12 protein-coding genes, 1 tRNA gene and 1 pseudogene are annotated in these 13241 nt (G+C 39.9%); 12 read left to right on the top strand and 2 right to left on the bottom strand.

Features of this window, described 5'->3' with window-relative positions:
* Positions 1-87 precede the first annotated feature (87 nt).
* From ICL16_RS01110 to ICL16_RS01100, 3 genes are all read left to right on the top strand, one after another.
* Positions 88-441 carry a hypothetical protein gene (locus ICL16_RS01110; protein WP_190825049.1) on the top strand — a complete coding sequence of 118 codons (354 nt, stop codon included), beginning with the start codon at positions 88-90 and terminating at the stop codon, positions 439-441.
* Between the two features lie 62 nt (positions 442-503).
* Positions 504-1595: a D-alanine--D-alanine ligase family protein gene (locus ICL16_RS01105; protein ID WP_190825048.1), complete on the top strand. Its 1092-nt coding sequence runs from the start codon at positions 504-506 to the stop codon at positions 1593-1595.
* A gap of 177 nt (positions 1596-1772) precedes the next feature.
* Positions 1773-2408 carry a hypothetical protein gene (locus tag ICL16_RS01100; RefSeq protein WP_190825047.1) on the top strand — a complete coding sequence of 212 codons (636 nt, stop codon included), beginning with the start codon at positions 1773-1775 and terminating at the stop codon, positions 2406-2408.
* A 492-nt stretch (positions 2409-2900) separates the two neighbouring features.
* On the opposite strand, the gene ICL16_RS01095 is transcribed toward ICL16_RS01100, so the two are convergent.
* Positions 2901-4547, bottom strand: a complete 1647-nt coding sequence (locus ICL16_RS01095) for a cyclic peptide export ABC transporter (RefSeq protein WP_190825046.1) — start codon at positions 4545-4547, stop codon at positions 2901-2903.
* 153 nt (positions 4548-4700) lie between these two features.
* On the opposite strand from ICL16_RS01095, the gene hpnI reads away from it, so the two are divergent.
* From hpnI to ICL16_RS47580, 8 genes and pseudogenes are all read left to right on the top strand, one after another.
* Positions 4701-5870 (top strand): bacteriohopanetetrol glucosamine biosynthesis glycosyltransferase HpnI, encoded by a 1170-nt coding sequence (gene hpnI, locus ICL16_RS01090; RefSeq protein ID WP_190825045.1) that lies wholly within the window; start codon positions 4701-4703, stop codon positions 5868-5870.
* A 32-nt stretch (positions 5871-5902) separates the two neighbouring features.
* Positions 5903-6109 carry a hypothetical protein gene (locus ICL16_RS01085; protein WP_190825044.1) on the top strand — a complete coding sequence of 69 codons (207 nt, stop codon included), beginning with the start codon at positions 5903-5905 and terminating at the stop codon, positions 6107-6109.
* A 73-nt stretch (positions 6110-6182) separates the two neighbouring features.
* Positions 6183-7883: a B12-binding domain-containing radical SAM protein gene (locus ICL16_RS01080; RefSeq protein ID WP_420485242.1), complete on the top strand. Its 1701-nt coding sequence runs from the start codon at positions 6183-6185 to the stop codon at positions 7881-7883.
* Between the two features lie 14 nt (positions 7884-7897).
* A complete protein-coding gene (locus tag ICL16_RS01075) occupies positions 7898-8164 on the top strand; it encodes a ribbon-helix-helix domain-containing protein (RefSeq protein WP_190825043.1) in 267 nt (88 codons plus the stop codon).
* Positions 8161-8466: a type II toxin-antitoxin system RelE/ParE family toxin gene (locus ICL16_RS01070; RefSeq protein ID WP_190825042.1), complete on the top strand. Its 306-nt coding sequence runs from the start codon at positions 8161-8163 to the stop codon at positions 8464-8466. Before ICL16_RS01075 ends, ICL16_RS01070 begins: the two co-directional genes overlap by 4 nt.
* Positions 8467-8712: 246 nt before the next feature.
* Positions 8713-10395: pseudogene (gene metG, locus ICL16_RS01065) on the top strand (methionine--tRNA ligase); the annotation flags it as partial.
* A gap of 257 nt (positions 10396-10652) precedes the next feature.
* The gene (locus ICL16_RS01060) at positions 10653-10793 is read left to right on the top strand and encodes a hypothetical protein (RefSeq protein WP_190825041.1); all 141 of its coding nucleotides are present in this window, start codon (positions 10653-10655) and stop codon (positions 10791-10793) included.
* Positions 10794-11300: 507 nt separating this feature from the next.
* Positions 11301-11465, top strand: a complete 165-nt coding sequence (locus tag ICL16_RS47580; protein ID WP_190825040.1) for a hypothetical protein — start codon at positions 11301-11303, stop codon at positions 11463-11465.
* A 159-nt stretch (positions 11466-11624) separates the two neighbouring features.
* On the opposite strand, the gene ICL16_RS01050 is transcribed toward ICL16_RS47580, so the two are convergent.
* A tRNA-Cys gene (locus ICL16_RS01050) sits at positions 11625-11696 on the bottom strand.
* A 694-nt stretch (positions 11697-12390) separates the two neighbouring features.
* Between ICL16_RS01050 and cpdA the strand changes: the two genes are divergently transcribed.
* Positions 12391-13188 (top strand): 3',5'-cyclic-AMP phosphodiesterase, encoded by a 798-nt coding sequence (cpdA, locus tag ICL16_RS01045; protein WP_190825227.1) that lies wholly within the window; start codon positions 12391-12393, stop codon positions 13186-13188.
* The last annotated feature ends 53 nt before the right edge of the window (positions 13189-13241 follow it).

The following is a 13241-nucleotide window of genomic DNA, read 5'->3' as shown; positions in this document are numbered from 1 at the left end:
TCAGACTAAGTATGCGTAAGTTAATCAGTATCAAACTTGCATAGCTAGTCCAACTTTTCAGTTGTTCGTACACAAAATTTAATAAAAATGAAGAGTTTGAAGATTTTTCCCATTCTACTAGCGGCTACTCTACTACCCATGATTGGAATAACACAAAAAGCAAAAGCTCAAGAGGTTAGCGAGAATTATTGGGGAAATAGTTTAGATATTGGCTGGTACTGTCGTAATATTGGGGCAAATAATGCTGTTTTGGTAAGTAACGATGTGTTTGGGTGGAGATGTCAAGCAGGTGACAACATAATTAACATCAGTATTGAACAAGTGTGTAACTTAACTTATGGAAGTCCCTACCCAATTGGGTATGGTATGTTTGATAATCCTTCTTCTTGGTTTTGTGGCACTCCTAAACAATCAGCAGAATTTGTAAAAAATTCTGATTAAGCAACACAACCAAATAAATGTGGTACGCTATCAAAATTTGACAAGTGATAGAGGTACTTCAGATGACCAAACTAAGAGTGGGGTTGTTGTTTGGGGGTTGTTCGGGTGAGCATGAAGTTTCAATCAGTTCAGCACGAGCAGTTGCCCAAGCTTTGAGTGCAGAGCAAAATGCCCATAAATATGAAGTCATACCCTTCTACATTCACAAAGATGGACGTTGGCAAGCTGGAGAAATACCGCAAAATGTTTTAGATGGCACTTTAGTAGAATTTCAGCACTCAACATCCCCTCAAAGTCAAACTTCGCACAAATGGCAATATCCTGTTCAAGTTACTGAAGTAGATGTTTGGTTTCCCATTCTTCACGGACCAAATGGTGAAGATGGTACAATTCAAGGTTTACTCACCTTGATGCAAGTCCCCTTTGTCGGTTCTGGAGTATTAGGTTCGGCATTGGGGATGGATAAAATTGCCATGAAAATGGCTTTTGCCCAAGCAGGAATACCACAAGTCAAGTATATGGCGCTCAACCGCGCGCAAATTTGGTCGAATCCCTGTGTGTTTCCTAAACTATGTGACGAAATTGAAGCGACGCTTGGTTATCCTTGTTTTGTGAAACCTGCTAACTTAGGTTCATCGGTGGGGATTGCCAAAGTGCGATCGCGCAGTGAATTAGAAACGGCATTAGATAATGCTGCTAGCTATGATCGCCGTATAATTGTGGAAGCTGGAGTCAAAGCACGAGAATTAGAGTGTGCTGTCTTAGGAAACGATGCGCCCAAAGCTTCTGTTGTCGGTGAAATTACGTTTAATAGTGATTTCTATGATTATGAAACTAAATATACACCGGGAAAAGCAGATTGGCTGATTCCTGCCCCAGTATCAGACGCAGTTAGCAGTCAAATTCAAGCAATGGCGTTACAAGCCTTTGCCGCTGTTGATGCTGCTGGTTTAGCAAGGGTAGACTTTTTCTATGTGGAAGCTACAGGTGAAGTTTTAATTAATGAAATTAATACCTTACCTGGTTTCACTGCCACAAGTATGTATCCTCAACTTTGGGTAAATACTGGTATTTCCTTTCCAGATTTGGTGGATGAGTTAATCGAAAATGCCATTTCAAGACATTCTGGTTTTAAAGAATCTCAAACAACTTAATTTACAAAACTCAGAGTTTAAAAGTAGCAAAAAATACTTTTTACCCTAATTTAACGGATTTAAGCAGAAATAAATTGATAAAAAAACTACTTAAATCCGTAATTATAATACGGATACATGATATTAACTCCTCCAGTAAAATCAAGGATCAAGAGGGGCAAAAATCTGACAATAATCATGGAAAATAATCAGAGTGTACAGCAGCAATCTGAAACCAAGCCTGCTGTGGAGCCGGAAAAAAGTAAATTGAACAAAGGTGGCGGCAATCTTCTGATACATTTACTAGCTAATCGTCCAAGTCTATTGGTGATTGGTTTGTTAGGGATTTTTTTTGGTAGCGCAGCCTTGGCTGTGTACAGTTTAGGCTATGTAGGGCGAGTAGAAAAGACGCAGATTGAAAAAGAATTAGAGGCAGTAGCACAGCTTGAACAACCAACTATTGCACCTGCACCTGTGGAAACTACTAACCCCATACCTTTATGGATGGTAGGTGCGATCGCACTTAGTTGTGCTAGTGGCTGTTTAATCATATTACGACTGGTAAATGCAAATAAGCATCGGAGTGTACGCAAAGCTTATCATGTCCCCTTGGTACGTTACCAATCTCAAACAGAGCCAAGCCCTTCCAAAGATTTACCAGTTTTTGTCCCACCATTACCGCATAAGCCTGTTGCTGCGCCATCATCTAATAAAGCAAAACCTATAGTCACCGTTTTGCCACCAGAACAAAATCTGAGTTTAGATGAAGATTCACTGGCAAATATGCTGGATATTCGTAAACAGACACCTTTGTCTACGATTTTGCGCAAGTAATCATAGGGTAGCCAATGCCCACCTAATCTGTTTGATATATAAATTGTAGGGGCGAACAACCGTTCGCCCCTACTGTTTTTTGGCAAATTGTAGAAACGTGCCAATCTGGCAACCAAGCTTTAAATAACTAAGTTACTTTATAGAAGGTAAACGACTTCAAGGGTGTTTTTTATCGGGGTGTATCACAATAAGATTATATCATAAGTGATACACTTTTCTACAAATTATTTTGCGAAAAAATAGAAAAGTATATCTACTCATGATATGCGAACTATTTGCGTGCACAAATCAATCATCGGGTTTGCATTTGCCGCACAGGAATATTAAAGCCGCACAGGCGTTGTCGTTTCCTACACATTAGCCCCCTGAATAACGGGCAACGTCTGTGTATATTCCTGATTCTCTTCAGCGGTAAATGTAGGGTGGGAGCATTAAAAGCGACTGGTATGCTTGCTCCCACTCTTTTTTTTAGGATACAGGAGACAGGAGAGTTTATTCTGACTCCTGACTTCTGACTCCTGACTTCTGGTCGTACTCCACTTTACCATAGTCAAGTTTGACGATTCTGTCTGCTACATGAAAATAGTGATCGTCGTGGCTAATTACCAGCACTGTTTTCCCTTTATCTCTTAATTTTGGTAGCAACTCAGTGTAAAATATATCCTTAAATACTGGATCTTGATCTGCCGCCCATTCATCAAATAAATAAATTGGTCTATCTTCTAAGTATGCTGTAAGTAAAGCTAGTCTTTTCCGCTGTCCTTGAGAAAGAGCAATAGTGGAAAACTTACCATTCTCAATTTTCACTTTACGATCTAGTTGAAGTTGCTTGAGGTATTTTTGTGCTTGATTGTCTATATCATTACGTTCTAATCCCAACAGTTCGTCAAATAAATAGAAGTCAGAAAATACGGTAGAAAAATGCTGGCGATACCACTCTCGATTCTGTTCGGTAATTAACTCTTGATCTAAACGAATTTCCCCTGCTGCAGGAATGTACAGTCCAACTATTAGTTTAGCCAAAGTGGATTTACCACTCCCATTACCGCCAACAATGAATACTATTTCTTGGGGAGAAAATGTTAAGTCAATAGAACCAAGGATAAAGTTACTGTCTTCTTGATCTTGGTGGTAGATGTGAGTTACTCCTTTTAAATCTAAGCTTTGCCATTCGGACTTAATTGCTGGTGGAACAGTCACTACTTCGGTGCGACTTGCTAAAGATAAACCTAGCGACTCAATTTTTTGCAAAGCAACGCTGGCTCTACTCATATGGGGAATATCGTTCATAATATTCTCCATTGGCAACATCAAGTAAGTGAATGTCAAGATGTAGCCAGAGAGTGTTTGAGCGTTAATTGTCAGTAGATGTGGAAGTGCGAACAAGACAAAACCAATTGCAAAAAAAAACAGAAGTTTACCCCAACTAGAAGTTGTGGCGAAAAGGGTTAAACCGTGAACGTTGTGACGACGGAAAGACACGGCACTGGAGTGGAGTTGTTTTTCTAGAAATACTTGTCGCCTATGGTAGTGTAGCTTGAGTTCTTTGATTCCTTCGGTGATAGTACGAAAGTGTTTAAACATTAAATCTTGCTCGTCACGAGCCAAAGATATAAATCGCTCTGCTCTTTTTGATATCACCTGACTAATGGCGATCGCTACTACTAAAACACCAATAATCATCAACAACACTACCCAAGATAGCCAAGTTATATACAGTAAACAACCGACAACAATGGCAATGTCAATGCACAAAAAAGGAATCAAAAAAACAGCATGAGCAACTGCTTGAACATCCTCAGTAAGGGTTGCTAATAGTCGAGGATTCCCTAGCTGTTCGAGATAACTTAATTCTGAAGAGAGTATCTGACGACTCAAGCGCATTCGTAATTTCAAGATTGCTGCTTGAGAAAGGCGAATCAGCATTACTTGAGAAATTACGCTAGTAACTAGAGCAACTGCTGCTAGCCCGACAAAACCCCATACTATATATGTTATAGACGAACTAGAACTGCGACTTGATGCACTGCTGATGAGGGCAATTAGGCTAGCGCTACTACCGCCACTTAAGAATCCAGTGACGATTGCTAGTGCTACCATCCCCCAGGAAGAACGCAGAAGAAAGTAAATCAGACTCATAGCGGTTAATTACAGACTTATTTAGTATGCGCTTCTTCCGGAGTGACGGAAAAACTTACTTATTTGAGTCTTTTATAATATCATCTCAAAGTCCCAGATCCCCGACTTCTTGAAGAAGTCGGGGATCTTAAATCTTACCAACTTCCCCAAACAATGGTAATTACAGCAACTGATTATTTCAGCACGCTTAACCCAAGTATTCTTGATTTGCTACTGCTCATCCTTTGCGTAGCAGCAATCTTGTTTTACTGCTACGCAATTTATGCGGCACGCGCTTTCTTCCGTCATCCCTATCCCGTCGATGCAAATTTCCACCCACCCGTTACCATCCTCAAGCCAATTTGTGGGCTAGATGCTGATGCCTATGAAAACTTAGCTTCCTTCTGTAGACAGCAGTACCCTGTTTACCAAATTGTCTTTAGCGTGCGTGATGCTCAAGACTCTGGTATACCGATAGTTAAGCAAATTATCCAAGATTTTCCTGAACTCGATATTCAATTAGTCATCAACGATCGCATCATCGGTAGTAACCTGAAAGTCAGCAATTTAGCTAATGCTGTCGTCAAAGCTAAACATGAAATTTTAGTAATTGCCGATAGTGATATTCGAGTTAAAAGCGACTATTTACACCGAGTAGTTCAACCACTACAAGATAAGAGTGTTGGTGTTGTCACCTGTTTGTATCGTTCCTTAGCTCAGGGATGGGTAGCAGCTTTAGAAGCTGTGGGAACATCGACTGACTTCCATGCAGGTGTTTTAGTTAGTCATAAACTCGTTGGCATCAAGTTTGTCTTTGGTTCAACTATTGTAATTCGTAAAGAAGTACTGGAAGCGATTGGGGGATTTAGTGCGATCGCTGATTATCTTGCCGACGACTACCAACTCGGCTACCTCCCAACTCAAGCAGGCTACAAAGTTGTACTCTCCGATTACGTAGTCGAACACGTATTAGCACCAAGCACCTTAGCTGATGCTATCAAACATCAAATCCGTTGGGCGCGTTGTGTGCGAGTTTCTCGTCCTTGGGGTTATCTCGGACTAATTTTTACCTATGGTACTGTTGCTAGTTTATTCTTACTGATTACTACAGGTGGGTCAATACCAAGTTTAGTTGTGTTATTAATTACTTTTACAACACGCTTGACAATGGGCTGGATTGTTGGTGTTCAAAATATTCAAGATTCATCAGCGCAAAAGTTTTTCTGGAGTATCCCTGTGCGAGACTGCATCAGCTTTTTCATCTGGTGCTACGGCTTTTTTGGCAACTCCATAGAGTGGCGGGGACAGCGACTAAGATTAACTAAAGGCGGTAAGCTAGTATAAAGTCAAATTTAATCACTATTGGGAAGCTCTCAATGGAAATTAAAGATTTGAAAGCACTAATCAAAGAAAGTATGCGGGAATTGCAAGAAGAAAGACTTCGCCTGTGTCAGATTCTCATTCCTTATGTAAGTGATGAAGAACAAGACGAACTTGAAGCATTTGGTTCACCTTTAGATGATGATGACGATGATCTAGTTGATCTAACTAATTGGGTAAAACATGGCAATAAAATTTCATAAAAGAGCCAATAAGTAATGATTACAGCAGGAGGTTGACAAAAGGCAGTAAGTTGGTGTTAATTACTACTGCGTCATGCATTGTCAAATTAGCGGCACAGGTTGTGGGGAGACTGCGATGAATGTCCATGTTAATCTTTTAGAAAAGCCTCTTGCTCCTGAAACTAGTAGGAGAACTCGCTACATACCGCGCCATCATCGACACATCCTTTGTATCTTTCCCAAGTACAGCCGCTCATTTGGAACTTTTCACCACGCCTACCCGCTGATGGGTAATGTGCAAGCTTTTATGCCACCCCAAGGTATTTTAGTGGTGGCGTCCTACTTACCGCAAGAGTGGGAAGTACGGTTTATTGATGAGAATGTGAAATCTGCTTTAAGGGCTGATTACCAGTGGGCAGATGTGGTGATTGCCAGTGGAATGCATATCCAGCGACCACAAATTAATCAAATTAATGAACTTGCCCATCGAGAAGGTAAAATCACAGTTGTAGGTGGTCCTTCTGTGTCTGGTTGTCCAGAATATTATCCTGAGTTTGATATTTTGCATCTGGGTGAATTGGGTGATGCAACTGACAGTATGATTGAGTATTTGGATCAACATACTGAACGTCCCCAAGCGCAAATTCGCTTTGAAACTAAGGAACGGTTGCCTTTAGATGAATTTCCAATTCCTGCATATAACTTGCTTAATATCAATCAGTATTTTATTGCTAATGTGCAGTTTTCCAGTGGTTGTCCTTACCGCTGTGAGTTTTGTGATATTCCTGAACTTTATGGACGCAATCCTCGGTTGAAGACGCCAGAGCAAGTTTTAGCTGAATTGGATGCTATGCTGGTATCTGGGAATCCGGGGGCAGTATATTTTGTTGATGATAACTTTGTTGGCGATCGCCGTGCAGCGATGAAGTTACTTCCTTACCTCATTGACTGGCAAAAGCGCAATGGCTACCCCGTACAATTTGCTTGTGAAGCTACTTTGAATTTAGCACAAACTCCCAAGCTTTTAGAAATGATGCGTGAAGCTTATTTTTGCACAGTTTTTTGCGGTATAGAAACACCAGAAACAGATGCACTTCAAGCCCTGTCTAAAACTCACAACTTGAGTATGCCGATTCTAGAAGCTGTGAAGGTTTTAAATAGCTATGGTATGGAAGTAGTCTCAGGTATCATCATGGGATTAGATACAGATACACTAGACACAGCCGACAGAATTCTAGAATTTATTCGTCTGTCTCAAATTCCGATGTTGACAATTAACCTGCTTCATGCATTACCAAGAACTCCATTATGGCGCAGATTAGAACAAGAAGGAAGATTGATTTATGATGGCGATTCTCCTTCAAAGACGCTTCGCGAACGCGAGTCTAATGTCGAGTTTTTAATGCCTTATGAACAGGTGGTACAGATGTGGCGTCGCTGTATTACCACTGCTTATGAACCAGAATTTTTGTATCAGCGCTTTGCCTACAATATAGAACATACTTATTCTCAACGTATCGAAGTTCCTAACAGTCCGGCTCGCGTTTCTTGGGCTAATATTCAGAAAGGTTTAACTCTTTTAAGCAACATTATGCTGAGAGTAGGTGTTTTTGGTAACTACCGGAAAACTTTCTGGAAAATAGCATTACCAGCACTGAAAACAGGTGATATTGAAAATCTCATTCATGTTGGATTGGTAGGGCATCATTTGATTAAATTTGCCACTGAATGTGCTACAGGTGAAGAGTCTGCTTCATTTTACTCTCAGAAAGTGCGTTCTGTGACACATACATAACGAGAGGTTACATAATGAATATCTCACTTAACTCAGATCAGGAACAATTTATTCAAGAATTACTCAAAAGTGGCGAATACGAAACGATTGATGAGGTAATTGCACAAGCATTTCGACTGCTAAAAGACAATCACACAGAATATCAAAAATGGATAGAAGAAACGAGGGAAAAAGTTGATAGTGCAGTGGCGCAACTTGAACGGGGAGAAGGAATCGATGGGGAAGTAGTTGTCGAAAGATTAAGAGAAAAATTACGTAAAGCACGAGAAAAACAGGCATGAGTAGATTTATTATCTCTCCAGATGCAATACAAGATTTGGAAGAGATTACTGATTATTTTCTTAGTCGTAACATAGAGGCAGGTGATAGATTTATTGAAGACTTCAATAAAAAATGTCGTAATTTAGCGCAGTTTCCCAGTATAGGACGCAGTTACAAATTTATTAGATCGTACCTGCGTGGTATTCCGCTTGATGGTTATATCATCTTTTATCGAGTACTGGATGACGGGGTGGAAATTTTGCGTGTTGTAAGTGCGCGTCGAGATTTAGAATCTTTATTTTCAGATTCAGATAATGAATGAGGAATTGGACATTTAGAATGCTGAGCCGAGAAATCGGGAAGCTGTACATACTTGTCTAGTAACTATCTAGTCTTCTAAAGAAGACTTTAGCTATAAGAAAAGCGATTTGAATCGCAGGCTCAATCACGCAACACACAATCTATAAGGTAAGCTATCGCAACCAATCCGGAATTATCATCTAACATCGTGTATTATAAAAAGTAAGCAACCCAAAATTCACGGAGGAACCCTAAATTCTCCACTTTATCCACAACGCCTAACAATAAGGTAAAATACTTAATCACTAGCGCACTGCCCTATATCAACGGTATCAAACACTTGGGCAACCTTGTTGGTTCGATGCTTCCGGCAGATGTATATGCTCGTTTCTTGAGACAGGAAGGCGAAACCGTTCTCTTCATCTGCGCCACTGATGAACATGGTACACCTACTGAAATCGCAGCAACAGAAGCAGGAGTGGATGTAGAGACTTTCTGCCAAAGAATGCATGAAGCTCAGGCAGAAATTTACAGAAACCTTGGTTTGTCCTTTGACTATTTTGGGCGCAATTCATCAGTTTATAACCACGAACTCACTCAGGATTTCTATCAGTCTTTGGACGAAAACGGTTTTATCGAGGAACGGGAAATTAGTCTCGTTTACTCTCTTGATGACGAGCGTTTTTTACCAGATAGATACATTGTTGGCACTTGTCCCCATTGCGGATATCAAGCAGCAAGGGGAGATCAGTGTGAAAATTGTACCACTTTACTCGACCCAACAGACCTAATAGAAGCGCGATCGGCAATTTCCGGTAGTCAGCGTTTGGAAGTGAGAAAAACCAAACACCTGTTTTTAAAGCTTTCCGCACTCGCCCCTGAAGTAAAAGCTTGGGTTGAGGAACATCCAAATTGGTTGAACCTCACCAAATCAATTGCCATGAAGTGGTTAAATGAAGGACTTCAAGACAGATGTATTACTCGCGATTTAACTTGGGGAGTTCCTGTTCCCCGTGCAGGGTTTGAGGGAAAAGTTTTCTATGTTTGGTTTGATGCGCCCATTGGATATATTTCTGCAACTAAAGCATGGGGTATAGAAAATAGCCAAGATTGGGAAACTTGGTGGCGCGATTCAGAAAATACCCAGTACGTGCAATTTATGGCTAAGGATAACTTGCCATTCCACACTATCATGTTCCCAGCGATGATTTTAGGTACGCGAGCAAATTGGAAACTAGCCGATCAAATTAGAGGATTTAATTGGTTGAATTATTATGGTGGCAAATTTTCTACTAGTGCAAAAAGAGGGGTTTTTCTCGATCAGGCACTCTCGCTTTACGAAGCAGATTATTGGCGATATAGTCTTTTGTCAATGATTCCTGAATCAGCAGATTCTGCTTTTACTTGGGAGTTATTTCAAGTTAAGGTTAACAAAGAGTTAGCTGATACATTAGGCAACTTTGTGAATCGAACTCTCAAGTTTACCGTCAATAATTTTGGTGCAACTGTTCCAGGTGGTATTAGTACAAGAGAGCAGGAATTAGAAAATACCTGCGTACAACTTGTGAACAAATACTGTAATTATTTGAAAAATATGGAGTTTCGCAAAGCAATAGAAACTCTCTATTTTTTATGGTGTGTTGGCAATCAATATATTGACGAAAAAGCGCCGTGGAAACTGATTAAACAGAACTATGAAGAAGCAGCGCAAGTGGTAAGAACTTGTATTCATTTAATTAGAATTTACGCACTTGTTTCTGCTCCAATTATTCCATTCACTTCTGCAAAACTTTTTGATGCATTGCAATTGACTCAAATTGATAGAATGACAAGGATTAGCGAGTGTGTAAATTTTAATGCTTTGCCTCCTGGACATTTAATTAATTTGATTCCGCCCTTGTTTCGTAAGTTAGAGGAGGAAGAAATTAAAAAACTAAGTATTTCAACATAAAAAACAAGGCGACACCTGGATTTGAGCCGGGGGATGGAGGTTTTGCAGACTGATGGGAAGGCGCAAAAAGCTTTATTCGTAAAGATTTTTGCGCCTTGCTTATGTTTGCATGACTAAAATCCGGACTAATATCTCGTGTTTGCTTCTACGTTACGTCTATTTTTTTAATTTTCTTTTCTTATTTTTGCTGAAAAGTGGTGCGGGTGGTGCGTTCGTCTTGATTTTGCGTTGTTTTTGGTGCGGGAACTGGTGCAGAAGTGGTGCGGGTAATATCCAGAGCGGTGCGGGTAAATCATACAGGACGCGATCGCTCAGGTGTGATAAATCCATACTTAGGTAGCCGTAAAGAAAGAAATAGATGTCCTTTTCGTTTAACTGGAGAAGAATCTACAACCTGAAATCTTTGACATGGTTGTAAAGGCAACTCTTGCAAATATTGATAATAACTAGTGTTGTATCCAGCTACGGTTAAGTTTTAACAAAGTCAATGTTAATCTCTTTCTCAGGGGAAGCATTTACTTTAAATGTTGTATTAATTACAATAAAATAAGAAAAATACGTAAAAAATTAGTTAAATCAGTGCTTGTGATAGCGTCCGTAACCGAAGGTGTTTTAAAAAACCTCATGCAGAACTTTGAGTATATATGTACTAGTTGGCTCTCACCGAACATTTTTATCTCACAAATTAAAATCCTGTTTTTCCCTTTAATGAAGAAAAGTTTAGCTATATCCTTAAAAAAACCATGACAAAGATTTCATAACGAAACATGCTACGCAGTGAGCGAAATAGGAAACGTTCAAAGAGACGGGCTATCTACTGTCCAATTCATGGATGCTATCTCGATAGCGTCAGCCAAAAGTCTTCCTTGCCTGCAAATTTCGTTGCCTACAGTCAGCAGCAACGAATGAAAGTTCCTACAGAAAGCGAATGGTTGGAAGCATTTTGGTGTGACCAGTGCTTGGGTGTTACATGGTATCACGTAAAAAAGTGTGGAAGTGCTTATTTGGTGACTTACGCTAATCATGACAGCGCTCATGCTTTATGCCCTAAGGCGTTGATCAATCGATAATGAGTGTTTTCGATATCTTGAGTGCTTTAAATAACCCGATCTACTATCGGGCTCGCTGCCCATTCCGGAAAAGATGTCAAGGGTTGTCTAAGAAATTTGTTTCAGTTCCCTGCCCCCTAGTGTTGTGCTGGAGGGCTTGATCTGTCTATATTTCCTTGAAGGCGACACCCGGATTTGAACCGGGGGATGGAGGTTTTGCAGACCTCTGCCTTACCACTTGGCTATGTCGCCGTAACTGACTTTTGACTTACTATTAGCTATACGTTAATAGCTGTTTGCTTGTCGATTGAGTCAATTATTTATTCATAGTACCATAACTTACGCTCTTTGACAATAGAAGCGACAGGTTTAGTAATTAATTTACTCACACAAGGAGCGCAAGCACTTTCATGCCAAGTTCCTCTTTCACGGCGACTAGCATTACAGGCGTGAACAAGTGTTTTCTTTCTTATGAAGTTATGTTATAGTAATTCTTAACATTTCTTTAATATACGCCATAACTGCTAGATCCCTACTAACTCTTGGTTAGTGGGGTTTATTCTTTGACGCTGATTTTGTTCTAGTTGTCCATACCTTATAAATATAGTGATGGTAGGTCTTTCGTCATATATAATACAAAAACTTGTTTAAACAGTATTTTTACTTTTTACATAAGTATCACAAAATACTATAAATATAGTATCTATCTTAAGATTGATGACAGAAACAAAACTAGTTATAATGTGGAACCTGTATGAACATATGAGCAGTAATTAAGTAAATACGGAAAAAATAAAGGAAACAATAGTTACCCGTAGCATGGTGTTTGATTCATACACTTATTGGTGTATTTACTACTAAGCAAGTGTTATGTACTGTAATTTAAATCAGTTATTTACTACAAGGAGATTTGGATATTAAGACGCACATATTGCTATCAGCAAAGATAAATCAAGTTTCTCCCATATTGGTAGGGCAGCTAACGGATTTGCATCTGTTCGCAGATGAAAATCAAAAACTGATTGGAATGCCTACTGCACTATCTTTGCAGGCAGTTATAGAGCGTTTAAGGGTGCTGAAACCTGAGCTTGATTTACTACTGCTAACGGGAGACTTGTCTGGTGACAGTACGCACCAATCCTATGAAAACTTACTTAACTTAATCGACCAAGTACAAATACCTACTTATTGGATACCGGGAAATCATGATTGTGCGATCGCCATGAATCAAGTCCTCAATCTGCGACTGGTTTCTCAACGCAAATCCTTTGAGCGTGGAGGATGGAATTTTATCTTACTCAACTCCTCTGTACCTGGGTGCGTACATGGTTATCTCTCAGTAAAAACTTTACAATGGCTCGACTCTCAATTAAAGATGGTGGGCAGCAAACCTACCTTGGTAGCTTTACACCATCCACCTTTTTATATAAACTCTGATTGGCTAGATACTAGTCGGTTGCAAAATGCTGAGGAGTTTTTTGCCATACTTGATAACTACCCGCAAGTCAAGATAGTTTTGTTTGGTCACATACACCAAGAATTCCATTACCAAAGACACAATATCAACTACCTGGGAACACCCTCAACTTGCATTCAGTTTAAGCCAGAGAGTTCAATTTTTGCAGTTGACAAAAAACCGCCTGGGTTTCGTCTGCTGAAACTTTATCCCAATGGTACTTGGGAAACCCAAGTTGAGAGAGTTCCTTACTATCATGCAGTGGATTTGGCAGCGACAGGATATTAGGATTGGGTGTTAGGAGTTATGAATTTTTACTCATGGATGCTAACGCCTAAAGT

It is taken from the genome of Iningainema tapete BLCC-T55 (assembly GCF_014698965.1).
Classification (GTDB): Bacteria; Cyanobacteriota; Cyanobacteriia; order Cyanobacteriales; family Nostocaceae; genus Iningainema; species Iningainema tapete.
This window is presented reverse-complemented; position numbering and strand designations above follow the sequence as displayed.

Bases quoted from the DNA above. Each gene is read 5' to 3' on its own strand.
- ICL16_RS01105 (WP_190825048.1), top strand. From the start codon at position 504: ATGACCAAACTAAGAGTGGGGTTGTTGTTTGGGGGTTGTTCGGGTGAG.
- ICL16_RS01100 (WP_190825047.1), top strand. From the start codon at position 1,773: ATGGAAAATAATCAGAGTGTACAGCAGCAATCTGAAACCAAGCCTGCT.
- ICL16_RS01085 (WP_190825044.1), top strand. From the start codon at position 5,903: ATGGAAATTAAAGATTTGAAAGCACTAATCAAAGAAAGTATGCGGGAA.
- ICL16_RS47580 (WP_190825040.1), top strand. From the start codon at position 11,301: ATGAAAGTTCCTACAGAAAGCGAATGGTTGGAAGCATTTTGGTGTGAC.
- ICL16_RS01075 (WP_190825043.1), top strand. From the start codon at position 7,898: ATGAATATCTCACTTAACTCAGATCAGGAACAATTTATTCAAGAATTA.
- ICL16_RS01110 (WP_190825049.1), top strand. From the start codon at position 88: ATGAAGAGTTTGAAGATTTTTCCCATTCTACTAGCGGCTACTCTACTA.
- ICL16_RS01095 (WP_190825046.1), bottom strand. From the start codon at position 4,547: ATGAGTCTGATTTACTTTCTTCTGCGTTCTTCCTGGGGGATGGTAGCA.
- ICL16_RS01080 (WP_420485242.1), top strand. From the start codon at position 6,183: ATGCATTGTCAAATTAGCGGCACAGGTTGTGGGGAGACTGCGATGAAT.
- hpnI (WP_190825045.1), top strand. From the start codon at position 4,701: ATGGTAATTACAGCAACTGATTATTTCAGCACGCTTAACCCAAGTATT.
- ICL16_RS01070 (WP_190825042.1), top strand. From the start codon at position 8,161: ATGAGTAGATTTATTATCTCTCCAGATGCAATACAAGATTTGGAAGAG.